We start from the raw sequence: 24,873 nt of genomic DNA on the forward strand, positions 1-24,873 counted from the left end.
AAATTAACCTGATTACAAGGCAAATAGGATAGGTCGTATTTAAGAGCTATCCTATTTGCACTTTGCATTATTTTGGAAGTATTGGTGGGTTAATTTTATTTACTCTTGTACTTATCGATCTTAAAAAAGCCTCTAAAGCATTTTGTTCAGTTAAGTTAAGATTCAATTTGCGTAACATAGTCGATTTTGGCGTTTTCAAGGAATCGGGCACTTTTAAAGCCCTTTGTTCTGCAATTGGGTTACCAAGGTTATAAAATTCGATTACATCTTTTAGCGAAGGGAAATTTCCATGATGCATCCAAGGACCTGTAATATTGGTCTCTCTTAAAGAAGGCGTTCTAAAAGCCCCTACATCTTTTAGGTTTTTGGTTACATTGTATAAGCCAAGATCCTCAAATTTGGAGCCCAACAAGGCTTGTCCATCATTATGGAATTTATTGTCGCTGAAAAGCGGCGTATTGTGGCAATTAATACATCTGGCTTTTGTTCTGAAAAGATGTAAACCCAACACCTGTTCGTCTTTTAAAGCCGCTTTATTACCTCTAACGAAGGCATCGAATTGGCTGCCCGTGCTTACAATACCACGTTCGAAGGTGGCAATGGCCTTTTGTATTCTATCCAAATCGATTTGTGTTGAACCAAATGCTTTGGCAAATAACGATTTATAGCCCTCAATTTCGCTAATATTTTTCACCATCACCGATAAATCCTGATTCATCTCTACATGGTCTTTTACAGGGAAACCCGACTGGTGTTCTAAGCTGGTGGCTCTTCCATCCCAAAAAAGTTTCTGGTAAAAAGCGGTGTTCAAAATGGTCATGGCATTTCTTTTGCCATTTTGCCGATCGTGACCATAAGCCACTCGCTTTCCATCGCCCCAACCGAGTTCAGGATCATGGCAAGATGCACAGGCAATTTGCTTGGAAACCGACATTCTAGGGTCGAAGAAAAGGATTTTGCCCAGTTTTTCTTTTTCGGCAGAGTAGGGGTTGCTTTCCGGATATACAGGTCTGCCTAAATAACCAATATCTTTAAAACCTGGTTTAGCCTCAGCATCTAAAAATGGTTTTGGCCATTTGGAAGCATCACCGCTATATATCTCTCTGAGTTGTGCAATGGTATAATCTTTATCTTGTAAAAAGGCAGTGCTGAAAACAAAAAATACCAGTACCGTGGCAATTAGGGTTATTCTTTTCATGTGTTATAAGGATAATGCTGTTGGACTTAACTTATATGCAAAGGTTCTTGTAGTTGCACCGATGCTGGCTTCGTTAAAGGTTATGGATAAATCAATCACTTTTGTGATCTCGCTGTAGGTTCCCGATCCGGTTATGCCTATTTTAAAGGTGCTCGCATCTGCTTTGGTGAGCGTTATATCTTGTGGCTTAACCTTAACAACTCCAGTTTTTGAGCCAATATAATCTGGGAAAAATTGCAATACTTGATCGGCATTTATTTTTACGGTTTTTATGTTGGTTGTACCCGTTTGGGTGGAGTATAATCTTACCATATCAAAAAGAGGGACACCGCTATCTGCTACATAGGGGTTTGTAAAACCTAAAAATGATGGATCAGTTGAGGATATGGTCGAGAAGTGACTGGCAATTCGATTCGTCCAAGCGTTTGCAACTGGATCGAAACGGTAAACAAACATTTGATAAAAAGAGGTATTGGATTGAAATGTAGCCATTGCACTTGATGATGGAACCGTTGCTGGTTGGTCTGGATATAAATCTGTTTTATCTTCTGGTTGATCTTTTTTACAACCAGCAGCCATCAAAATTGCCGTTAGGATAATGAATATCTTTTTCATGTCTTTTAAATTAATAATCTTTGTTCTGGATAATCGAGTTGTTTGCGATAATGGTATTGGCAGGCAATGGCATCACCAGCCTTGTGTCGTCAGCATTTAGGTTGCAGGCGTTTGCATTGCAATCACTTCTCGCAATATTCTTTTTACGACGCGCCAAATCAAACAGTAAGTTTCCTTCAAAAGCCAATTCCTTCCTGCGTTCTAATAAAATAGCATCTATCAAATCAGCCTTAATGGCAATGTTCAAAGTTGATGCGGCGGCATCACCACGCTTTCTAATCAAGTTTAAGTCGGCATTTGCGGTTGTAAAATCAGGTGTCGATTTCTCTATTGCAGCCTCTGCCCTGATTAGATAGAGTTCTGATAGTCGAAGCACTTTGATAGGTGTTTGGGCGGTGCCGCCTATTGCATATTTCTTGCTGAAAAAATAAGTTGTCCCGTTAATTGAAACGCTATTAAACATGGTTGCAGCTCTTCTTACATCTGTTGCCGAGTAGAGGGATGTAATATCGCCTGTGGCAGCATATTGCCTATAGGTTGTATTGTTTACATCGTAATAGCCGCCTAATCCAGTGCCAGAAAATGTAGTTTCGATGGCAAGCTCAAATATCGATTCGCTAGAGGGTACACGTCCTGTCCAACTTGAAACGTAATTTGCATTGCTAATTAAGCTGTATTGGTTGCTTTTTATCAAATCATCCGCTGTGGTAAAGGCCTTGTCCCAGTTGTTTGCATTTAAATAAACTTTAGCCAATAGGGCTTGTGCAGCTGTTTTGGTGAAATAATTTTGTTTACTGCCACCACTTAAAATGCCCACATTGTTATTATCAAACGTGTTAATGGCATCGGTTAAATCGTTTACAATGGCTTGATAAGTTTGCGCTACAGTTGCTCTTACAGGTGCTGCATCGCCATATAATTGGGGTTTTAGATTAACCACAATGCCGATATGTGATCCATCAGCGGTAAAACTAAATGGCCTTGCGAAAGCCCGTACCAAATCGAAATGTATAAGTGCCCTTAAGCATTTTGCTTCGGCAATAATTTTGGCTTTATCTGAATCAGATCCAGCAGCAGATGGGGTATAGCTAATGATGTTGTTTACATTATTTAATTCTGCGTATAAACTTGTATAACTATCATTCATTGAAGATAATATTGCCGTTTGGTTGGCATTGTAAATATCTTCCAGTCTATTATTAACGGTTTTACTATATTTAATATTACCCGCCAGCAAATCAGGGTACACCATATAGTTTTTAGAATAATGATTTTCGCTTAAAAGATCATGGTAGGCACCCGATAGTGCTGCTTTTGATCCCTGTGTATCTTTAAACAAATCGGCGATGGATATTCTGTCTGTAGGTTCCTTATCTAATATTTTTTCGCACGAACTGAACATGAATAATACCATGATCAGAAATATGGTTGGGGTTGAATTTTTCATATTTTAAATTTTAAAGTCCGATTCTAATTCCGGCAGTAAATGCGCTGGTTTCGGGTGTTGTAAATCTTTTTTCAGCAATTCCGTTTCTTCCTTTAGTGCCTGCATCTTTATATACATAAAACAGGTTTGTTGCGTTTGCAAACAGCGAAAAATTTTGCAGCTGTAGTTTATTGGCCAATTTTTCGGCAATTTTATAGCTGAGCGATATGTTGGATAACTTTAGGTAGCTTACATCGTACAGATACCTTGACGAATTGGAAACAATTGACCTATTAATGAGCAACTGTGGAACATCTGTTATGTCTCCAGGTTTCTGCCATCTATCTATCAAATTAACACTTTGGTTGCGGTTTTGGAGGTTCCTCCCATCGGCTTCGTTAATGTAAAATATTAGTTTATCAGCACCATAGCTGTATAAAATATTGAACGAGAAGTTAAAACGATAAAGGTTAAAAGAGTTGATTAACCCACCTTGAAATTGTGGTAAACGATCGCCCAAAACCGATACGGAAGATATTGGCAGTGCATTAATTTCTGATGCGGTGCTGAGTTTTCCATTGTTATCATAAAACATTTCCATACCCGTTTGTGGATCAACTCCAGCCCATAAGTAGCCATAAATGGCGCTGGTGCTGTTTCCTTCTCTAAGCGCTGCGGCATCATCTCTCGAACTGTATAGAGTGCCCAAACCTTTGTTAAAAGAAATGAGCTTGTTTTTATTGGTGCCAAAGTTATAGGCCAGATTCCAACTAAAATTTTTATTGTTGATGATTTGGCTACTTATAGTTAGTTCAAACCCTTTGTTTACGGTAGTACTGGTATTGGCTGATATGGTTTGAAACCCGGTTTCCAGCGGAACGAGTGCGCTCGATATCAGATCGGTGATCTTATTGTTGTAGTATTCGGCGGTTACATCTACTTTTCCGAATAGATTAAAATCCAAACCTAAGTTAAACTTGTAATTTTTTTCCCAGCCCAAATCAGGGTTTGGTGCGGCGGTACCATCTGGCGTGGCGGCTATATTTCCGTTGTAGGTGGTGCCAGACGAGGTACCAAAATCATAAAGCCCTTTTGCAGAGTAATTTCCGATTCTGGAGTTCCCCGTTGAACCATAGGTTGCTCTTAATTTTAAGAACGTAAGTGTTTTGTTATCGAGAAGGAAATTTTCTTTGGAGATAATCCAACTTGCCCCCACCGAACCATTGAAGGCGACCTGTTTGTCTCCCCCAAAAATGGATGATTTATCTATCCGACCATTAAGGTTTAAATAATATTTTTTCTCAAAATCATAACCTAATGATGAGTAATAAGATACCGTAGCGTTTTCTGAGGCCGATGAAGCCGAACTTCTCGTACCTGCGGCACTAAGCACCCGTAAGCGATCAAAAGTAAAGTTGCTTCCAGATCCTCTTAAAAGTTCAGTTTCTTTATTTTCGATTTGTGTACCTAGTAAAAAATTTAAGGTATGTTTTTTAAATGTACGATCGTAAGCAGCTTGTACAAAGCCAATGTAGCTGGTATAACTTCGATCAAAAATCTCCAATCTTCCGTTTGCAGTTCTTCCTGTTGCATTTAAGGCCGATAAATACTGTAATTGTTTGTTTTGGTAAGCATCGGCACCTAAAGTTCCAGAAAGCGAAATATGGTTGGTAACCTTATAACTTGCGTTGATGTTACCCAAAAACTCAAAACCCTTGTCGCTATTTTCATTTTGATCAAACACAGCCAATGGGTTAGGAACACCCAAAAAATCGGTGTAGGTGCCATTTGTATAAGGCTCTAAATTTGGAGGCAGGGTTACTGCACCATAATCAGAAAGTGAATTGCTTCTGCTAAAAGTCGGACTTAAATTAATGCCAACTTTAAATTTATCGCTAAACTCATGTTCTAACCTTAACCTAGAATAAATTTTCTTCAAATCATTAGTTAAGGTGCTAGACTGTTGATTTCTATAACCGCTTGAAAAACGAAAGGTCGTTTTTCCTGTTCCGCCCGATACTTCTAATCCGTAATTTTGGTAAATGGCGTTTCGCTGTGTAAGATCAAACCAATCTGTATTGGTTGTTTTGCTGCCAGAAAGCTGTGAAGCTTCAGTTGCGCTTCGGCCTCCATTTATATAGGCTTCTCTTAATAAACTATAATATTGAGGGCCGCTTAACCATTTATACTGATTAATAAAAGTTGCCACTCCGGCATCAGCGCTGAGGTTTACAACCGTTCTGCCTGCTTTCCCATTTTTTGTAGTGATGATGATAACACCGTTTGCACCATTCGCACCATACAATGCCGAAGCGGTAGCATCTTTTAAAATCGAAATGCTTTTAATATCGTCTGGATTAACATTAGAAAGGGGATTCAAATAGCTTTCTCCATTAAAATTTATGTTTTCATCGCCACGCTGCTGTTCATACATCGGGATGCCATCAATCACATATAAAGGCTGTGTCGAACTACTTTTAGAGGCTCCGAATGAAGGTAAAGAGCCCAGTCCACGTATGTTAATTTTAACAGGGGTGTTAAGTTCTGTGGTGGTTTCTACCTGAACACCTGCTACTAGCCCCTCAAGCATTTTATCGAAACTTTCAATAGGTCGGTCGGTTTGGAGCTGTTCTGCACTAACTTGTGAGATACTTCCTACCACATCTTCTCTACGTTTATCTTTTGTGTACGATCCCGTTACCACAACCTCGTTCATGCCAAAAGATTCTGTTTCTAGGTTGATGTTAAAAAAAACTTGGCTTCCTATTTTTATTTCCTTGGTTTTCATCCCAATGTAGCTGAAAACCAACACCGTTTCCTCTATCTTATCAGCAGTTACTTTATAAATAAATTCGCCATTGCTGTTGGTGAGGGCCCCCTGTCTGGTTCCTTTTACAAAAATATTAACGCCGGGCATTGGCGTTCCTGTGTCTGTATCTCTTACCGTACCAGTTATTGTACGGGTGGGTTTTGGGCTTTTCCTTGCGGCTTTTCTTATCGATATGGAATTGCCGTTAATTCCAAATTCCAGATCCTGCTGTTCAGCAATTATATCCAGTACACTACGCAAGCTTCCTGTAGTTTTTAAGGAAATTTTCTGATCCAGTTTAACCATATTCTGGTCGTAATTAAAGGTATAGCCAGTTTGTTGTTCAAGAATCTTGATCACTTCCAAAATTGGCCTGTTTTGAATATTCAACTTTACGCTTATGTTGCTTGGGTTCTTTTGTTGCGCAAAGGCACCCGGCTCAAAAAGCACAAAGCAGGCTAATGCAAAGAGACATTTGAATAAAATTTTCTTCATTTTTTTAATTTAAGTTCTATAGTTTGATTGGTTTGTTTAAAGTTGAGGTTTTCGGCAAAGCAGATACTTTTTATGATGCTGAGGTAATCTGTTTTTACAAAGTGCCCAGAATAGTTCCAGTCTTTTTTGCCAGATTGGTCGATAAGGACAATTCCATAGCTGTTCTTAAACCTTTCGGAAATATCTTGAAAGGTGGCATGATGAAAAGTAATCTGCCCAGTTTTCCATGATGAAACTGCATCTAGATTAAAAGCAGTGCGTACAAGTGTTTTACTATTCTTCGAAAACGTAGCCATCTCCATAGGCCTTAATCGCATTTTATCTCGATCGGCATTGGCAGAAAATTCTACACTTCCCTCCTGTAGCGCAACTTGTATATGGCTACTGTTGCCATATGCAGAAACATTAAACTTTGTACCCAATACAGTTGTTTTGGTGCCATTAGCCTCAACAGTAAAAGGTCTCGACGGATCTTTGGCAACTTCAAAGAAAGCTTCTCCAGTTAAGGAGACGTCTCTTTTGTCAGTGCCAAAAACCTCAGGCAACTTAATGCTACTGTTGGCATTAAGAATTACTTTGGTGCCGTCGCTCAAATAAAAAGATGAGATTTTACCATTGCCATTATGCTTGGTAATGTAGGTTAGGCTTTGGTTAGCAGGACTGAAATAGAAAATAGCAAAAATGACCACTATTACCGAGGCTGCAATTGCGGTGAGGATAGTAGAATGCCTGAAAGTAAATTTTCTTTTCGTCGAAATCTGTTCTGCCGCAACAACGTTTAGAAAATCATCAAATCGGCTGGATTCCGACTGGAATTCCTCATCGGGTAACCGAAGATACATCAGTGCAAGTATTTGCTCTGCATTAAAAATTTCGTCGATTTTTTCAGGATGATGACTAATCCAGTCTTCCCAAAATTTTATCGCATTGACGTCAGTTTTAAGGTAATAGGCTATAAAAGATTCATCCGTAGCAAAATCTTCTGCCAGATATAGGTTGTAGTTCACAATAATAATTTAAAATATGTTGGTTTTTATTGGCTTCTTTCTATAAGAGAAAAAGATTGCCTGTTTTTACCAGATATTTTTTAATTATTTTTTTATGAATACCTTTTCATACTTTCAAAGCGGTTTTCAACGTATAGATGGCTGCGTAAACATGGTTGTAAACTGTTCTAGGTTTTAACTGAAGTTGTACGGCAATTGCTTGATAGCTAAGGCTTTCGTAAAACTTTAGCGAAATAATTTGCCGTTGCATTGGGGTTAATTTGTTGACGGCATCCCAGATCTTTAATTTCCTTTCTTCCAGGTACTGAGATTCGATAAGCAACTGTTCGTATGAATACACGCTCATTTCTGAGCTTTCGCCAATATTATCTAAGTTCTCGGTATGGCTGTTTTGTTTAATTTCTTTAAGAATCCGGTTTCGTACACAGGTTTTTAGATAGGCTTCTATGTAGGCTATATCTCCAATATGATTTCTTTTTTCCCAGAGTTCGCAGAAAATTTCATGCAGACAATCTTTTATCTTTTCTTTATCCGGTAGCATTCTGTAGGCATGCACATACAAATTTTGATAACATTCTCGGTAGAGTGTTTTCATTGCTGTGGCATCACCATTTTGAATATCTTTCCAAATGTTTTCCTGCATTCTTGTAACTAGTTTTTTTCCAATATGCCCTAATGCCAACCGTGATCATGCCGCATAGCTACATGCTTAGGATAATAACCTGTTCGATTCTGTAGGGAAGTTTGTTTTGGATATGCTAATATACAATCATTTAGCTTTATTGATGCTAAAAAATGATATGTATATAAGTTGCAATTCAGATAAATGGAATTGAAAATAATTAAAAGACTCTGGGTTTTTTATGCTTCGCAAGTATTTCCCGAATTGTGCTCTGGCCCAAAGAGGAAAATCTTGGCAAAAACGCTTCGCTTCAAATACCTGTGTTCATTTTAAATGGGAAGGCTAAAAAGAAATGTCGATCCCTTGCCTGGTTCGCTGTCTATCCATATTTTGCCATCATGCCTACTAATTATTTCTGCGCAAAGGTAAAGTCCAATTCCAAAGCCAGAAATGGTTTGAGGTTGGTTGGTTGCGCGGTAGTAGCGCTCAAACAGTTTTGCTTTATCTTCATCACTAATGCCCGCGCCCTCGTCGCTTACGGAGGTAATGGCTTGGTTTCCATCTACACGGCAACTGATGGTTATGGTTGTACCCGCAGGCGAGTATTTTACGGCATTGCTGATAAGGTTAGTTACAACATGGCCAATCTTATCGCGGTCGGCATTTACTGAAATGTTTTCTGTAGGGTTAAAAATGATCGTGTGGCTGGTTGAAGTAACCATAAATTCCGTTTTCATTTCCTGCGTAAGTTCCACCAAGTCGAAGTTTTTACGCTCGATGTGGATTTTTCCAGATTCCAATCTAGATACGTTCAGAAAACTATTAATCATATTTGCCATTTTTTTGAGCTGATAATCAGCCTTCTCCAAAGCATTATTTGCAAAGCTATCGCCGCTTTTGCGGGCTTTTGATAACAAAATCTGCACGTAACCCGTAAGTGAAGTAAGCGGGGTTTTAAGTTCGTGGCTCACCATGCCAATGAAATCATTTTTTCGTTGCTCATCAGCTTTCAACTCCGTAACATCGGCTAATATGCCAACCATTTTTATCGGTTTGCCCTCGCTGTTGTACCTTGCTCGGCCATGCGCACTAATCCAATGCAGCGAACCATCGGGCCACCTAATTTCGTACTCACCCTTATAAATACTGTGGTTTGCCTTAGCAATGCCAACCAGTTCTTTAATCTTTTCTCTATACTGCGGAAGCATGGCTTCAAACATATCTGTATAGACGAAATTCTCATCAGGCTTTTTCCCAAACATGCGCCTAAACTGATCATTATATTTCATTGTCCCGGTTTCAAGATCAACCTCGGTAGAGCCTAATGATCCCGCTTCCATAGCAATGTTTAATCGGGTATTCATCTCCAAGATTTCCTTTCTCGCGTTTACCTGTTCGGTTACTTCGGTTACCACTTGTAAAATGCTTCCTATTTTGCCATCTTCTTCTGGTATGGGCTGATAGATAAAATCAAAATGACGTTCTTCGGGCACACCATTTTTAATGAGAATTGCTCTGCTCTCATGACCATGATACGGAATGCCCGTTTCCAAAACGCCTCTCAATATGTTGATGAAAGGCTGATTTGCAATCTCCGGCAAAGCTTCGGCAAAATGTTTGCCTTCAACGGCTGCCGTCTTATTCCAGATTTCGAGCATCCGCTCATTCGCACTCTCAATAATAAAATCGGGCCCTTTAAAAACATTAATTGCAACAGGAGCTTTCTGAATGAGTCTTCTAAATTTCCGCTCGCTTGTAGCCAAGTCATCAATTAGCAGCTCCATCTTTTCGTTGATGGTGAAGAGCTCCTCATTGGTGGCCGCAAGTTCTTCGTTAGAAGCTCTGATTTCCTCGTTTGATGCCTCCAGTTCTTGGTTTAACAAAGAAATCCGCTCTGTCCTGTCTTTAACGAGTGCATCAAGTTTACGGTTTAAGTATTCAAGGCTTTCTTTTGTTTTGTGTAGGTGTTGATTGGATGAACCTAATTCTTCAACAACGGCAGAAAGTTCCTTATTTTTCTTGGCAAGCTGCTCATTTAGGGCTAATTCGGTTTTTAGAGAACCAGATTGTTCGGTGGCTTGCTGTATGGCCATCTGCTTTAAATAGCGATCAGTTACATCGGTAGCACTATGTAAAATACAGATGGTTTTACCGCTTTGATCCAGAATGGCGCGATATTCAAAATCAAAATAAAAGGTTTGTTCTACACCACCCACAACCAATTGCGCAGGCGTGTCTGCACCAGAAATGGTTATCCCATCCCGCCAAACTTGCGCAAACATCTCGATGAAAGGTTGTCCCTTAAGCTCAGGGAGCGCATCCTCCAAAGATTTGCCGATTACAGATTTATCCTTGTCCCAAATATTCAACATCGCATCGTTAGCGAACTGAATATAAGCCTCTTCACCAACATGCAGTGCTGTGGCCGTTTTTGTATGAGCGAAAATTTCTATTACCTTAAGGGCATCGAGGAAGGGCGGATTAATGGGCATGGAATAATTTATAATGCTGTAAAGTTAATACATTGCTCGCTGAAAAACCTGAAACAATAAACGCCTGTATGTAGAAATAGTTTTAATTTCTCCTACTTTCGGCTTGGGTTAAATTGGCGTTTTAAGTGAAAAGTTTATTAAAAGTAATTGGCCCAGTTAGGCACGTGACAGTTCCCGCAGTGACTTAACCCTGTTGGTTTTGATAATAATACCAAAGGCTACAAACGATTTTACAGATTAGCTGTTTCATTATCAAATAACGATATATTGGAAAATTCACGCCCCAACGATCTGGCCCTTTTGGTTTTGAACAAGCTGCGTTTAAGCAGGAGCAGTTCAATGCTTCCCGAACTTAAAGTTTTAGAAGATCTATTTGATTGCCTTTTCTATTCGAGTATGTGCAAGGAGGAAAGTGAGCTGATAAAGGTTACCGTTACATTTATCGATCCCTTAAATCCTGATCCTGCACCTCCGGGCCATATCGTGCCAGAAAGATGGAGTTGTATTTCTTTCGATCAACGGGTACCCATGACTACCAAGTCACTTGCAAAACTTTCAAAAGCAGCAGATCCGGCAAGTTCATCTCTCGCCGTATATTATGATGAAAAAGGCTGCATTTACATTTGGGGAATGATTGATCAGGCCATGCACTATCAGAATTTTCTAAATTACGAGTCGGATACAGGGTCAGAACAACCCGGATTGTTTCAAGTCTCAATCAGCGATATCGGTACTTTGAACGTACTTTTTGATTATGAACTTTTGGCTACTTTGAAGCATAATGTTTTGGTTAAGCGTTACCTCGATGTACTTACCATTGGGCCAATTTCAAAAATGCTGAGAAAGAACGCAGATTTTTTAAAGATTGCCCTGCAAGAATATATCGAACAAATTCACCCAGGAGAACTGTACCTCGATTGGGAAAGCTTTTTGGATGGGTTATGGATACAAACATTTTCCAGACTACTGCTCAAAATCCAAAATTATCAGCATGGTGGCGCCATCTTAATTGCGGATGACAGTGTCGATTTAGACGTTAAATACAGAATTCATTACGAACGTTTAACATTAGCTATGGTAGCGCATGCAAAAGCCTCAATAGATAACTTTTTGGCTGAAAGCAAAATACAAAGGGATTTAGATGGGAAGAAAAGATCGGTAAGTAAATCCCTTTATCTCAAGGAAACAGGTTCATTTTATAATAAGCAAGGAACGGCTGACGAGATTAAAGGTGCCATTAGTTTTATTGCCTCTCAAACTTGTGTGGATGGGGTGGTACTATTCAATAGAAACATGGTGAGTAATGGTTTTGGTGCAGTGCTTCGGGCAAAGAAAATGCCCCGTAAAATTTATGTTTCCTCAACCGCTACAGCAACGCCCAAATCTCTTGAACCGCATGATCCGCGTAATTACGGCACTCGACATCGTTCTATGATTGCTTATTGTTGGAATCATCCATCGTCCTTAGGTCTCGTCATCTCACAAGATGGAGATATAAGAGCGTTCTCAAAGATAGAAGATAAGCTGATTATGTGGGAAAACATCAAAACACAGCAGTATTTAACGAGCAGAAATCAAAAGCACAGGAAAACGTAAGTCTTATCTTCAAATGGGTGAAGCAATTGGCGGAGTTTAAAGGGAGTTTGTTTTATTCTCGGAATTCACCAGAATGTTGAAGCAGCATTTTTATTGTTTTTGTGAGCTTATGGTAATCGAAGGGTTTAAGCATAATGGCATCTGGCAGGCATGGCACACGTGGAATTTCAGACTCGAGCATGGCGGTGATGAGCAACATTGGAATATGCCAGGTATCAGGGTTTTCTTTTAATGAATTGCAAAAAAGTCTTCCATCGCCTGTACGCAGCAAAATGTCCATCAAAATCAAATCGGGAGGGAAGTGGTTGATAGACTGAGCGATAAGCCATGGAGTATTGATACTCTCTACTTCAAAATGCTCCTCTTCGAGCATTTGTTTGATCACGTCAGCATTACTGAAGTCATCTTCGACTACCAGGATTCTAGCCATTTTCAATGTCGTTAGGTAAACTAAGTTAGTGAGATATTTTTTAAAATGCTTTGCGAAATTTAATTTTAATATTCATTCGGTAAACCACGCCTATTTTAGCCATTATTGACCGATTTTGAAACACTGATAAATTGTAGCGAATGAGGCCTTATCCGCAGATTATTTTAAATTGATAACAATTTTTAGCTAAAGTACATCCGTTAAATTTTGCCCGATTTCATTATAGGTGATCAGTCGGATTTTCGTTAGGCGCTGGGTGCAGATAGATTTCTTGTTGTTTGAACGGTATTTTAATGTTATTTTTCTTGAATGCTTCGTTTATGGCGATGATGATGTCATTTCTGGTGGGGTTATTTTCGCGTAGGTGATGGGTCCAGGCCAAAATTCTGAGTTCGATAGAACTATCACCAAACAGTTCGAAATTAACTGCCGGTTTGGGGTTTTTCAATATGCGATCTTCAGCCTCCAAAATTTCTATAACAATGGCTCTACATTTTTCAAGGTCTGCCCCATAATCTATACCGACTACCAAAGATAAGCGTTTCCGATTTCCTGAAAGTGTCCAGTTCATTAGGTGTGAATTGAGCAAGTCTCCATTTGGCATGACCAAATCTCCACCATCCCAAGTTGTAATTACACTGCTTCGAAATCCGATAGACTTTACCGTACCGCCTTGACCATCAACATCGATAATGTCGCCCACATTTACTGGTTTTTCGAAAGCGATGATGAGCCCACTAACCAAGTTGTTAACCAAGGTTTGCAAACCAAAACCAATGCCCACACCTAGCGCACCAATGATGATGGTGATGCGTTCCATCGGTATCCCTGCGGCGGCAATGGCTAAAAAAAGCCCTGTTGAAAGTATGCTGATGCGCAACAGCAATACCCAGCTTCCCAAACCGCGTTTCGTAGTATTGTCGTTCTTACTGCCAACCAAATGATCGTCGGACGTGAAAAAAGAAACGATTTTAGACAGTATGACCGATATGGTCATAATCACGAAAAATAACAAGACCCCGTTTATGCTAAAGCTAAAATTTCCAAGCGTTCGCTCCTCGCTCATAAAATCAAGTACTGGTTTAGAGTACAAATCAAATACTGGGAAATTATGTCCCAATAATACAAACCAGCCCACTACTAGTAAAAAATACAAAAGCCCAGGTGCTTTACTGCCTACCTTACCAAAATTTAAATAAAACAACTTTCTGTCTTGAACGGTATAAACCTCAAAGGCCAATAGCAATCCTTCATTGATTAACCGCACTACCCAAAGAAAAAGGATGGCAATAATTACGTTTAGAAAACCCACTAAAAAGAGGGTTTTAGCGAGGTTAAATCGACCGTAAATATTTAGAATTATGGATATTAGCTCAAGGAGTATCATGATGATGATAGAATAGGCTATCCATTTCTCTTTGAGCTCGCGGTTTCTTTTTTGCCGGATGATGATTGTGCCTACTATTGCGCCAATTAATGCTACCACAAGCATATACCAACGCTCTACACGCGATGCCTGCAATAATAAGTTTCCTGCTGATGCAAATAAAAAGAATACAACCATCAATAACCAAACCCGCATCCAGTAGGTGGTAATGAAATTCTTAAATACAATAGTTAAACACACACAGCAAATTATCCAAATACAAAAACTCAGCAAAAATGGAGGGGATATCAGTAAAAATTGAAATAGGCTAAGCACAATCAGTGCAGCTGACAATGCTGGGTAACGGATTGCAAGTTGGCCATTCATTTCTTTATTGATCAATCCCTTTTCACGATAAATTTTCTGGAGTGCGTTCAAATAGATAAAAGAACCCAATACAAGCAAAATAATTAGGAAAAGTCTACCAGCATTATTTAAAACATAAAATTTAAAAGTTAAAATATTTTTATTGAGCGAAAACTTTATTATATCCGTAATTGGCCTGAAATGAAGCTGTTTCTGCCATATGTTGGGTACTTCTCTGGCCAGTGTTTCGTTGGCCATTTGTCGCTCAAAAGTTTCTACCTGCTCTACAGCATTTTGCAACTCGCTAATGGTGAGGTTATAGCTGTTTAAAAGTTTTTGAACTTGGATATTGGAGGTTTTTAATACAGAATCTACAGGAGCAGCCTCAACCGCAACTGAGGCCAGTGTACGGAAATAATCTACGGTTTGGACTGAATCTTTAGGGAAGATAAAAAGTTCCGGTGCCGTAGAAAGAGAGTCTATTTTAAAATGAAAACCTGCTAAGCCTTTTTGCTTAATCTCTAATAAGGTTCTTATTTTTTTGGCATCCAAAGATAGTTCCCTTAATACCCGTTTTGTTGCAGCCAAATTTCTGTACGTTTGAGTGGTGCCTAAGTTTATAAAAACCCCGTCGGAAGCAGTATGGTAGTCATCTTTTAACCTGGTCATTCTTTTCTTTATCGTAACCGTGTCGATACCATTTTTTAGAAAGCCCTTGGCTTCTTGAATGGTTAGCCTGATTTTATTGATGACTTCTATCTGTATCATGGCCACCTGATCTGCCTTGAAGTCTTCAATACTTTCTTTGGCAGATTTCTTCGAAAAATCCTGAATTTTAGCCAGAAAGCCTTTTGCTTTGGTTTTCCCTGATTCTACTTTCGTCGTATCTTCAATTTTAGTTTGCCCTAAGCTGGTGTTCGCCGAGAGGACAAAGCTTAAAATAACAACAGTAATCCAAGGGAATTTGATTTTCATGCCACACACTCTATATTCAATATTAAATAAAATTCAAAATGTATCCAAATTTCTAACATCTATTCAATCCATAAATAAAAGACGCACAGTTGCAACTGGCACATTTGTCGGCTGTATTTTGGGAAATACGCCCTTGTAATTGATTTTCATAACTTTTTGGCTTTATTTTTAATCAAAAGAATATTTTTTTAATTTTATGGGAAAGACCAGAAAACCCATGAAAAAATTCTCCCTATTTTTTATGTGTCTGATGATAGCTGTCAGCACATACGCTCAAAATCAGAGCAATCAAAAAACAGATGTAATCAAAAAATCAAACGGGGAGGAGCTGAAAGGCAAAATTATCCGAATAACAGATACGGATGTATCCTTTGTTTATGCTGGAGAAACGGCTGAATATGTAATCAAAAAAGACGATATCTCACAAATTATCCATTCTAGTGGGCGTGTAGAAAACATCACTCAAGTAAGTGCACCAGCTGAAACCCGGCAAAAAGATCAGGTAGCCATGACGGCAACCCCCGCAGATCATCATAATAAGATCGCTATACTACCCTTTACATTTTTAATGGACAATCAACCGGGTGCCGACCAAATTGGCCTGAAGGCACAGCAAGACGCCTTCGCATTGCTTAATCAGCATTCGGCAGGATATACCATTCTCGATCCACGTACAACCAATGCCATGCTGGTACAAGCAGGTGCTACCCGCGATAAGATGATCGGTTTTACGATGAAAAATCTTTGTGATATTTTAGGCGTAGAATATGTAATTGATGGCACAGTTACCCAAAACAAAGGTTACCAAACCAGTTACACTTCAGCTAGTGACGATACGAAAGTGAAGCGTGATGATGCAGATAAAGTTAAGGGCGTTTCCAGTTACGGTTCTTCGAGTAGTAGTGCTGTTCAGCGTTACGATGTAAGTGTGAGTTTGCAGATTTATATGGATAACAATGCCAGCATTTACAACGAAAATCATAAAGCTTTCTTAAGCAATACCGATGGATCTTACAGTGGCCCCTTGGAGTACTTGCTGAAAAGATGTCCGCTGTATCGAAAATAAACTAGGCTCCATATTACGAGATTAATCCCATCAATTTTTGTCCTAGCTATTTTGGTGTTATGCTATTATTCGTAAAAGGCACATCTATTTTTTAGGCATCGGGCTTGGTTTCAATTTACGAAGCGATCTTTCAGCACAAGATGCGACAAACATTATCATTCGGCCTTTGTTTTAACAATCGATAGCGAAGTGACAGCAGAATACGCTATAATACACAGAATAAGTAATCGTTAATTTCCTAAACTTTAATGTGCACTTTAGCACAAAGAATAAGAAATTATACAATCCATTAAACAATTAATTTATGAAAGCAATCGGTTTTAAAACCTCACTTCCGATAGAAGAAGAGGAGAGTTTTATCGAATTTGAAATAGAAAAACCCACTCCCACACAAAGAGATATTTTGGTAAAAATTTTGGCCATAAGTGTCAATCCGGTCGATTTTAAAGTGAGAAAGGGGAGTGCGAAAGATAAAAATCTAGAGGTACCAAAAATAATAGGTTGGGATGCCTGTGGGGTAATTGACAGGATAGGAGATGATGTTCGAAATTTTAAAGTGGGCGATGTGGTGTATTATTCGGGAGATCTCAATAGACAAGGTTGTTATGCAGAATATCAGCTCATAGATGAACGTCTTATGGGCCATAAACCTGATAATCTATCTTTTGCTGAAGCTGCGGCCATGCCACTTACCTTGCTAACCGCTTGGGAAATTATTTTCGATAGAATAAGAATAGGCGAAAGAGATAAGGGAAAATCAATCTTAATTATTGGTGGTGCTGGGGGTGTAGGCTCTATCGCAATACAAATCGCTAAGAAACTCGCGGGCCTTAAAGTAATCGCAACAGCATCACGGCCAGATAGTAAAAATTGGTGTTTAAACTATGGGGCAGACGTGGTGGTAGATCACCGAAATCTAATTGATGAAGTTAGGCAGGCCGGCTTTGAGCATGTAGATTATATTTTAGATTTTGTAGATGTAAATCAATATTGGGAAGCCTTCGTGCAACTCATTAAACCACAAGGCCATATCGGCTCAATCAGCGATCCAACAAATGAAGTAAATCTTCGACAGTTGAAAAGCAAGAGTGCAAGTTTCCATTGGGAGTTGATGTTTACCCGTTCAATGTTTCAAACCGAAGACATGGGCGAGCAAGGAAATATTTTAAATCGAGCCAAGAAATTGTTTGAAGATGGCATATTGAAATCCACTCTGAATACTGTGCTTGAAGGATTCGATGTAGCCAACATTAAAGAGGCACACCAATTATTGGAAAGCGGAAAAACCATCGGTAAAACGGTTATTTTGTTTTAGAATACCCTTAAAATAAACAAAGATTGAGTAGAATTTTGAGCGCATCAAGAGCCTTAGCGTTTTTGATGCGCTTTTATATTTGCTAAATTAATGCCTTTCCAGCTCCATTAAGAAAATCAAATTACGCTTGCCATTTAGCGTTAGAAACAGATTTATCTTTTTTTCAAAAAAACGGTTATGCACAAAAACCAAATGCCCCTGATTTTAGTTTATATACCTTAATAAGATATAATACTGGGCAAATTAATTGTTTTTTAACTTCTGGTCTCTTTGAATAAAAGTCAATGATGAATCAAGGTTTTCACTCAAAGCATGGATATATTGAACAAATTTGATAATGGGGAATTTGCATTTTCCAAAGATGACATCAAGGCAGATTTTAAGCTTCTGACCAGGGCATTAGATGCCTCTTATTCGGGTATTATCATCACGGACAATCTCTTACCTGATAATCCAATTATTTATTGCAACGAGGCGTTCGAAAAAATGAGCGGTTATCGTCGCTCAGAAATCATAGGTCACAACTGTCGTTTTTTGCAGGGTGCCGATCGCTCACAAAGGGCTAGGGCCATCATTAGAGAAGCGGTTGCCAATGGCGAAGTGTGTACCGTAGATATCAGGAATTATCGCAAAAATGGCGACTTGTTTTGGAATGAATTATTCATTTCTCCAATTGTAGGGGATGATGGTAAGGTAACCAATTTTATAGGCGTGCAGAATGATATTACCCGTCGCAAGAAATCTGAGCAAGACCTCCGTGCCCAAAAGGATTTGATGGAAAAGCAGGTTTTAGAAAGAACAAAAGACCTGAAGGAAAGTCAAGAATTTTTATACAGTATTATACAAACCGTTAGAGAAAGTTTGATTGTTATCGATCCTGATTTTAAGGTAGTTAGTGCTAACGATCATTTTCTCAAAACTTTTAAAGTTTCACTAGAAGAAACCGTTGGCACTGGCCTTTACGAGCTGGGTAATCACCAATGGGATATTCCACAATTGCGCAAGCTACTAACGGATATTCTGCCAACCAACAACCCTGTAGAAGACTTTGAGGTAGAGCATGATTTTCCGCACATTGGGCGTAAACTGATGCTCTTAAATGCACACCGGATTGAGCTGGAAGGCCAGTATAAAGATCAAATTCTGCTGGCCATTGAAGACATTACAGAACGCAGAGAAATAGAGCGCAGAAAAGATGATTTTCTATCCATCGCCAGCCATGAACTTAAAACCCCATTAACTACCATTAAAGGGTATGTACAAGCCATGGAACGCATGGTGCCAAAAGATTCTGGAGCACGCTTCTTAGGCTTCCTTTCTAAAACGGCAAAATATCTCGATCGTTTAAATAATTTGATCGCTGAACTCCTTGATGTTTCCAGAATCCAAACCGGGAATTTGAAGCTGCACAAAGTTCCGTTTGATTTTGATAAAATGGTTAAAGAAACCGTTGAAGCCATACAAACCGCAACACAAAATCATAACATCATTATAGAGGGTTTTTCGGGTGTTCAGGTACCAGCTGATGAATCGCACATTGCGCAGGTGTTAACCAATTTACTCTCTAACGCCATTAAATATGCACCAGAATCTGGCCAGGTACATGTGTATATTTCTAAAGTAAGCAATTACGTAAAACTCTCTGTAACCGATTCTGGCATTGGCATTAGTCCCGAAGATCAGAAAAAAATATTCGAGCGGTTTTACAGGGCGGGAGATATTCAGCAGCGTTTCCCAGGAATGGGCATCGGCCTTTACATTTGTGAGCAAATCATCAAAAACCACGATGGAACACTTTGGGTGGAGAGCGAAAAAGAAAAAGGCTCTACATTCAGTTTTACTTTACCCATTCAAGCAAAAGAAGATAATGAGCAATAAGAAAATTCTGATCTGTGATGATGATGAAGGGATCTTAGATATGCTGGAAATGGTATTTGAAGATAGTCCTTATACCGTAATACCTGAAAAAAATAGTCTTAATATTAAAAGTATTGTGGAGCGAGAATCGCCTGATCTTATCCTTTTGGATTTGTGGATGCCAGTTTTATCTGGAGATCAACTGCTCAGAACGTTGAGGAAAAATCCTTCTACTATTGGGCTTCCTGTAATTGTGATATCTGCCAGCAGAGAAGGCCGGCAAATAGCATATGATGCAGGAGCTACCGGATTTATCGCTAAGCCTTTTGATTTTAGTGAATTGATGGGTATGGTTGATGGGCTTATGGCTTAATCACAGATTTGTCTGGGTGACATTTCGATAACTTATTTTGGTTCTTCTGTTTGAATTTGGTTTGGTTGTTATATTCTGCTGAGTATCACTCTCTTCTGCTTTCTACCGTGTACACAAAACTGTCGGCTTTGTAATAGCCAAGATTGTATTCGATTGGTCTTTCTTCGATATCATACACAAATCGTTTCCTAAATAAGATTGGGGCGCCAACATTTGTTTCTAATTTGTCGGCAATAAACTCGTCGGCAAGCAACGCACTGATTTCCTCTTTAGAAATCATCGCAACAACTGAATGTTCTTTTTCAAGCATTTCGTATAAGGGAGCTTTGTAATCTTCCTCACCTGTAAGGCCCACATTCGGATGAAAGTACGATTCGAAATAAACGAATGGTCCTTCTGGGCGGCCTCTTAAGCGCACCAGCTTCAAAACTTTCTTATCTTCTTTGATCTGAAAAAAACTAGCCAAACGCTTTTCGGGATAAACCCAGCTTACGTGCAATTCAAAATTTCGGATTGGAATTCCACGAGCACTCATTTCCTGAGAAAAACTCATCCAGTTTTTTGATTTTGAGCTCAGCGATTTTGATTCTGCCACTTTTGTACCCACTCCTTTTTTACGGATGAGTAAGCCATCATAAACCAACTTGTTGATGGATTGGCGCAAAGTAGTACGCGATATGCACAATTCTTTTGATAGCTCCACTTCGTTAGGGAGCAATTTGCCGCCAATATATTCAGGACTTTCAATCAATTTTCTCAACAACGCTTCCGCCTGAACATGCAAAGGTACCGGACTTTTATGGTCTATCGTTAGTTTCATAGTCAATGCAATAATATAAAAATTTTGGGTGATTTGCATTATGTACATACATTGTATGGGGCGAGATCACTGAAGTGGATTTTGAGTTGGTCAATTTTTCTGTGTTTAATTGTTGTGTGGTGTATAAATTTTCCCGCAGATTAAGGTGATTTTCCCGCAGATTCTAAATAATCTAACTTTCCGCGGTTTCTGTGTTTAAATAGTGTGTGATGTATAAATTTTCCCGCAGATTAAGGTGATTTTTACCGAGATTCTAAATAATCAACTTGCCGTGGTTTCTGTGTTTCAGTGATGTATGGTGTATAAATTTTCTCGCAGATTAAGGTGGTTTTTATGCAGATTTCAATAAATCAACTTTTTCATGCTTTCGTGCTTCGATGGCAAATAGTGTATTGATTATCCCGCAGATTTTTACTAACCAACCTTCCGTGTTTTCTGTGCTTCCGTGGCTAGAACGATAAAGTGCACTTATAATTTAAAAATATTTAAACAAAAGTTTGGAAGTAAATTTTTTAATAATACATTTGTATATACATACTAAAGAATGTATTGTCTAACCAGATTTTTTATTTCAATAGCCGAGTTTTGCATGATGATGAGCCGAAGCCTTTCTCTTTTTAAGTCTATATCAGTTTCTATTCAATTTTAGCCCTATGAAGATGATTAAGGCTTCGCTAACGAGACAGGAAGTTTTCTTTCTTTATGCGTAAAATATCAAATGCAAGAACATTGTACAAACATGGACCAATTTCAAAATAACATTTATCAGAATCCTCATATCGATATGTCAATAGAAGAACCGATGCGAAAAACCGAGCAAGAAATTATGCCGGCATTTAGGAAAGAAATCAACAAGCCGCAGGGTTATGATATCTACCCATACTTTACGCTTGGCGAAAAACAGATTTTCAATGGCTATGCAACCTTGGCTGAGTACATCACTGCTCAAAAAACCGTTATCATTGATGGTTATGTTGGCGTGTATTGGAATCTTTTGATTAGTTCCCTAAAAAAGGAACTTGCTTCAAAAGGCCTGCGTTTAAACGTTATAGAAACCTCTGCATTTTTAAAGGATGAAGATTGGATTGATGAGATTACAGCAGAGTTTTTGGGTGAGAGTGGAGCCGTATGGGGAAAAAAGACCACTTTGAGTTTAGCTGATTTCCTCGATCTTGAAGCACTAAAGAGTGTTCAAGTTGACGAAAAATACGATGTAAACCTGATTATCGGTTGTGGTGCTTCATTGTGTGGATGGGATGCAGCTCTAATTTATGTTGATTTACCAAAAAATGAGTTGCAGCACCGTATGAGTGCTGGAGCAATCTGCAATCTGGGTAAGTCTAGTCCGCAGGAGCAAACAGAAATGTACAAGCGTTTTTATTTTGTTGATTGGGTTGTACTTAATACTCATAAAGAGCAATTGGCAAAGAACGTGGCTGTTTTTGTTGATGCACAATGGGAAGAAGATATAAATTGGGGTTACGGCGAGGCGGTTCGGGCAGGGCTTAAGCAAATGTCCACGTCAGTTTTCCGTGCAAGGCCCTGGTTTGCGCCAGGTGCTTGGGGTGGCCAGTGGATGAAACACCGTATGCCGCAACTCGATCAAAATGAAGTGAATTATGCATGGTCTTTCGAACTGATCGTTCCCGAAAATGGGTTGGTATTTGAAAGCAATGGCCTGCTTTTAGAAGTTTCTTTCGATTTGTTAATGTTCGAACAGGGAGAAAATGTACTAGGAAAGCATTATCAGCGCTTTGGATATGAATTTCCGATACGCTTTGATTTTCTAGACACCTTTGATGGAGGTAACCTTTCTATACAATGCCACCCTAGCCTGAATTATATCAAAGAGGAGTTTGGTGAAAACATCACCCAAGATGAAACTTACTACATCCTCGACTGCGATAAAGATGCAAGTGTATATCTAGGTTTTCAACAAGATATTAATCCAGAGGGATTTAAAAAAGTGTTGGAAGATAGCAATGAAAATGGGGTAGAGCTTGATATTGAGCAATATGTGCAATGCCACAAGGCAGAGAAACATGATTTATTTTTAATCCCTAACGGAACCATTCATAGTGCTGGGGCACAAAATCTGGTGCTGGAAATTAGTGCAACACCATATATTTTCACTTTTAAGATGTATGATTGGTTAAGACTAGATTTAAATGGCAAACCTCGTCCAATAAACATCGAACACGCCTTTAAAAACCTCGATTTTTCTCGTAAAGGCGAAAAGGTACAACAAGAACTCATTTCTAAACCGAGCATCCTCTTCCAAAAGGATGACTTAACCTGCTATCACCTGCCTACCCACGAGGAACATTTTTACGATGTGCATCGCTTGGATTTTGAGTCAGTTGCGGAGGTTGAAACGGAAAATGTTTGCCACGTACTGATGCTTGTTGAAGGCGAATCGGTTACTGTAACCACTGCCGACGGATCTACCATGAGTTTTCAGTATGCTGAAACCTTCGTCATTCCGGCAGCAGCCAGAAGCTATAAGATTGTAAACAACGCTAACCAGCAGGCCAAAGTAATCAAAGCCTTCTTAAAATAAATCGCCATGATACATAATACACAAATCGATATTAAAAAAAGCCGTTCCTATTTGTACTTAGTTTGCTTGGTTGCAGCTTTGGGTGGCTTTTTATTCGGCTTTGATACTGCTGTAATTTCTGGAACAATAAGTTTGGTTACAAAAGATTATAGCCTTAATGCAGTAAGCGAGGGTTGGTTTGTAAGTTGCGCACTTTTAGGTTGCATTATCGGGGTAATTATCTCAGGTAAACTCAGCGATAAGTTTGGAAGAAAAATAGTTTTAATACTATCGGCATTCCTTTTCCTCACCTCTGCGCTGGGCTGCATGTACGCAGGGTCTTTCTCTTCCTTAATTGTGTTCAGGCTAATTGGCGGAATTGGAATCGGAGTTGCCTCAATGGTATCCCCACTTTACATTTCAGAATTTGCGCCGTCTAGACTTAGAGGAACAATGGTTTCCTTGTATCAGCTTGCTTTAACCATTGGTATTGTGGTGGCTTATTTCACCAATGCATATTTGGCAAGTCATACCGGAGATGCTTATGCGAATGCAGATGTGCAAAGGATCTTATCTGGTGAAGTGTGGCGTGCCATGCTTGGCTTGGGCGCATTACCAGCGCTGATTTTCTTATTGGCATTATTTGTTGTTCCCGAATCGCCTAGATGGTTGTTAACGATGGGCCGTAAAGAACAAGCAGCGCAAATACTCATCAAAATTGATGGAGAAGCTGCGGCAAGGAAAGAATTAGAAGCTTTTTCAAATCGTAAAATTTCAGAGGAAGAAGGTTCATTTAAAACACTTTTTAACCCAGTGTACCGTAAGGCACTGTGGATTGGGCTTTTGCTTCCTTTCCTATCTCAAGTTTGTGGCATCAATGCAGTAATTTATTACGGACCAAGAATATTAGAACAGGCGGGCTTTACGCTAAATAATGCTCTTGGTGGACAAGTAACCATCGGCTTAGTAAATGTGGTATTCACCTTTGTGGCCATTTTTACGGTTGATAAATGGGGAAGAAAGCCATTACTGTATATCGGTGTTGGAGGGGCGGTAATCTCGCTTATCATTATCGGTATGCTTTTCCAATTCGGCATAATCTCTGGTCCATGGATCCTTATTTTCATCCTTGCCTTTATCGCCTGCTTTGCCTTCTCATTTGGGCCGGTTTGTTGGGTGGTTATCGGAGAGATCTTTCCAAACGGTATTCGCGGCAAAGCCATGTCTTTGGCAACGCTAACCCTTTGGATTGGAAATTTTTTCGTTGGGCAGCTTACACCAGTTATGCTTCAGGGCTTGGGCTCATCGTGGACGTTCTGGATTTTCGCCATTTGCTGTTCACCAGCACTGCTCCTCACCTGGAAACTCATACCCGAAACTAAAGGACGTTCGCTCGAAGAAATTGATGAACACTGGCAAAAAAGCCACCAATTAAACAAGTAATAAACACCAAAAGAACCTAACCATATATTTCAGATGTTGCAAAGCATCCTAATCAATCACAAT

The 24,873-nt window shown here is 39.2% G+C and carries 17 protein-coding genes; 7 read left to right on the forward strand and 10 right to left on the reverse strand.

Annotation, left to right across the window (positions count from 1 at the left end; translation table 11 throughout):
* Positions 1–67 precede the first annotated feature (67 nt).
* The 7 genes from DHW03_RS16170 to DHW03_RS16200 form a co-directional block, all read right to left on the reverse strand.
* Positions 68–1,198 carry a cytochrome-c peroxidase gene (locus DHW03_RS16170; RefSeq protein WP_109926884.1) on the reverse strand — a complete coding sequence of 377 codons (1,131 nt, stop codon included), beginning with the start codon at positions 1,196–1,198 and terminating at the stop codon, positions 68–70.
* Positions 1,199–1,201: 3 nt separating this feature from the next.
* The gene (locus tag DHW03_RS16175; RefSeq protein WP_109926885.1) at positions 1,202–1,813 is read right to left on the reverse strand and encodes a restriction endonuclease subunit S domain-containing protein; all 612 of its coding nucleotides are present in this window, start codon (positions 1,811–1,813) and stop codon (positions 1,202–1,204) included.
* A 10-nt stretch (positions 1,814–1,823) separates the two neighbouring features.
* Positions 1,824–3,260 carry a RagB/SusD family nutrient uptake outer membrane protein gene (locus DHW03_RS16180; protein WP_109926886.1) on the reverse strand — a complete coding sequence of 479 codons (1,437 nt, stop codon included), beginning with the start codon at positions 3,258–3,260 and terminating at the stop codon, positions 1,824–1,826.
* A 10-nt stretch (positions 3,261–3,270) separates the two neighbouring features.
* A complete protein-coding gene (locus DHW03_RS16185) occupies positions 3,271–6,543 on the reverse strand; it encodes a SusC/RagA family TonB-linked outer membrane protein (protein ID WP_109926887.1) in 3,273 nt (1,090 codons plus the stop codon).
* A complete protein-coding gene (locus tag DHW03_RS16190) occupies positions 6,540–7,550 on the reverse strand; it encodes a FecR family protein (RefSeq protein ID WP_109926888.1) in 1,011 nt (336 codons plus the stop codon). The genes DHW03_RS16185 and DHW03_RS16190 overlap by 4 nt, the downstream gene beginning before the upstream one ends.
* 106 nt (positions 7,551–7,656) lie before the next feature.
* Entirely contained in the window at positions 7,657–8,193 is a 537-nt protein-coding gene (locus tag DHW03_RS16195; RefSeq protein ID WP_109926889.1) for an RNA polymerase sigma factor, read from the reverse strand.
* A gap of 308 nt (positions 8,194–8,501) precedes the next feature.
* Positions 8,502–10,664, reverse strand: a complete 2,163-nt coding sequence (locus DHW03_RS16200; RefSeq protein WP_109926890.1) for an ATP-binding protein — start codon at positions 10,662–10,664, stop codon at positions 8,502–8,504.
* 267 nt (positions 10,665–10,931) lie between these two features.
* Here DHW03_RS16200 and DHW03_RS16205 point away from each other — a divergent pair, with 267 nt between their 5' ends.
* Positions 10,932–12,260, forward strand: a complete 1,329-nt coding sequence (locus tag DHW03_RS16205; RefSeq protein ID WP_109926891.1) for a putative sensor domain DACNV-containing protein — start codon at positions 10,932–10,934, stop codon at positions 12,258–12,260.
* A gap of 52 nt (positions 12,261–12,312) precedes the next feature.
* Here the strand turns inward: DHW03_RS16205 and DHW03_RS16210 are convergent, their stop codons facing one another.
* Both DHW03_RS16210 and DHW03_RS16215 read right to left on the reverse strand, forming a co-directional pair.
* Complete coding sequence (locus tag DHW03_RS16210; protein ID WP_109926892.1) at positions 12,313–12,690, reverse strand: response regulator; 378 nt, start codon at positions 12,688–12,690, stop codon at positions 12,313–12,315.
* Positions 12,691–12,910: 220 nt separating this feature from the next.
* Positions 12,911–15,397: a mechanosensitive ion channel family protein gene (locus DHW03_RS16215; RefSeq protein WP_240618559.1), complete on the reverse strand. Its 2,487-nt coding sequence runs from the start codon at positions 15,395–15,397 to the stop codon at positions 12,911–12,913.
* Positions 15,398–15,593: 196 nt separating this feature from the next.
* On the opposite strand from DHW03_RS16215, the gene DHW03_RS16220 reads away from it, so the two are divergent.
* From DHW03_RS16220 to DHW03_RS16235, 4 genes are all read left to right on the forward strand, one after another.
* Complete coding sequence (locus DHW03_RS16220; protein ID WP_240618560.1) at positions 15,594–16,463, forward strand: FlgO family outer membrane protein; 870 nt, start codon at positions 15,594–15,596, stop codon at positions 16,461–16,463.
* 304 nt (positions 16,464–16,767) lie between these two features.
* The gene (locus DHW03_RS16225; protein ID WP_109926893.1) at positions 16,768–17,778 is read left to right on the forward strand and encodes a zinc-binding alcohol dehydrogenase family protein; all 1,011 of its coding nucleotides are present in this window, start codon (positions 16,768–16,770) and stop codon (positions 17,776–17,778) included.
* Positions 17,779–18,090: 312 nt separating this feature from the next.
* Complete coding sequence (locus DHW03_RS16230) at positions 18,091–19,656, forward strand: PAS domain-containing sensor histidine kinase (RefSeq protein ID WP_109926894.1); 1,566 nt, start codon at positions 18,091–18,093, stop codon at positions 19,654–19,656.
* A complete protein-coding gene (locus DHW03_RS16235) occupies positions 19,646–20,008 on the forward strand; it encodes a response regulator (RefSeq protein WP_109926895.1) in 363 nt (120 codons plus the stop codon). The genes DHW03_RS16230 and DHW03_RS16235 overlap by 11 nt, the downstream gene beginning before the upstream one ends.
* Before the next feature lie 85 nt (positions 20,009–20,093).
* Here the strand turns inward: DHW03_RS16235 and DHW03_RS16240 are convergent, their stop codons facing one another.
* On the reverse strand, positions 20,094–20,828 hold the full coding sequence (locus DHW03_RS16240; RefSeq protein WP_109926896.1) for a GntR family transcriptional regulator: 735 nt from the start codon (positions 20,826–20,828) through the stop codon (positions 20,094–20,096).
* Positions 20,829–21,567: 739 nt separating this feature from the next.
* Between DHW03_RS16240 and DHW03_RS16245 the strand changes: the two genes are divergently transcribed.
* Both DHW03_RS16245 and DHW03_RS16250 read left to right on the forward strand, forming a co-directional pair.
* Positions 21,568–23,388, forward strand: coding sequence for a class I mannose-6-phosphate isomerase (locus DHW03_RS16245; RefSeq protein ID WP_205941021.1), 1,821 nt, complete (start codon positions 21,568–21,570; stop codon positions 23,386–23,388).
* Positions 23,389–23,394: 6 nt separating this feature from the next.
* On the forward strand, positions 23,395–24,810 hold the full coding sequence (locus DHW03_RS16250) for a sugar porter family MFS transporter (RefSeq protein WP_109926897.1): 1,416 nt from the start codon (positions 23,395–23,397) through the stop codon (positions 24,808–24,810).
* The last annotated feature ends 63 nt before the right edge of the window (positions 24,811–24,873 follow it).

This window comes from Pedobacter yonginensis (assembly GCF_003173595.1).
In the GTDB taxonomy this organism is placed as follows: Bacteria; Bacteroidota; Bacteroidia; order Sphingobacteriales; family Sphingobacteriaceae; genus Pedobacter; species Pedobacter yonginense.

Coding starts and splice junctions, on each gene's coding strand:
- DHW03_RS16170 (WP_109926884.1), bottom strand. CDS start 1,198: ATGAAAAGAATAACCCTAATTGCCACGGTACTGGTATTTTTTGTTTTC.
- DHW03_RS16175 (WP_109926885.1), bottom strand. CDS start 1,813: ATGAAAAAGATATTCATTATCCTAACGGCAATTTTGATGGCTGCTGGT.
- DHW03_RS16180 (WP_109926886.1), bottom strand. CDS start 3,260: ATGAAAAATTCAACCCCAACCATATTTCTGATCATGGTATTATTCATG.
- DHW03_RS16185 (WP_109926887.1), bottom strand. CDS start 6,543: ATGAAGAAAATTTTATTCAAATGTCTCTTTGCATTAGCCTGCTTTGTG.
- DHW03_RS16195 (WP_109926889.1), bottom strand. CDS start 8,193: ATGCAGGAAAACATTTGGAAAGATATTCAAAATGGTGATGCCACAGCA.
- DHW03_RS16200 (WP_109926890.1), bottom strand. CDS start 10,664: ATGCCCATTAATCCGCCCTTCCTCGATGCCCTTAAGGTAATAGAAATT.
- DHW03_RS16210 (WP_109926892.1), bottom strand. CDS start 12,690: ATGGCTAGAATCCTGGTAGTCGAAGATGACTTCAGTAATGCTGACGTG.
- DHW03_RS16215 (WP_240618559.1), bottom strand. CDS start 15,397: ATGAAAATCAAATTCCCTTGGATTACTGTTGTTATTTTAAGCTTTGTC.
- DHW03_RS16220 (WP_240618560.1), top strand. CDS start 15,594: ATGGGAAAGACCAGAAAACCCATGAAAAAATTCTCCCTATTTTTTATG.
- DHW03_RS16225 (WP_109926893.1), top strand. CDS start 16,768: ATGAAAGCAATCGGTTTTAAAACCTCACTTCCGATAGAAGAAGAGGAG.
- DHW03_RS16230 (WP_109926894.1), top strand. CDS start 18,091: ATGGATATATTGAACAAATTTGATAATGGGGAATTTGCATTTTCCAAA.
- DHW03_RS16235 (WP_109926895.1), top strand. CDS start 19,646: ATGAGCAATAAGAAAATTCTGATCTGTGATGATGATGAAGGGATCTTA.
- DHW03_RS16240 (WP_109926896.1), bottom strand. CDS start 20,828: ATGAAACTAACGATAGACCATAAAAGTCCGGTACCTTTGCATGTTCAG.
- DHW03_RS16245 (WP_205941021.1), top strand. CDS start 21,568: ATGGACCAATTTCAAAATAACATTTATCAGAATCCTCATATCGATATG.
- DHW03_RS16250 (WP_109926897.1), top strand. CDS start 23,395: ATGATACATAATACACAAATCGATATTAAAAAAAGCCGTTCCTATTTG.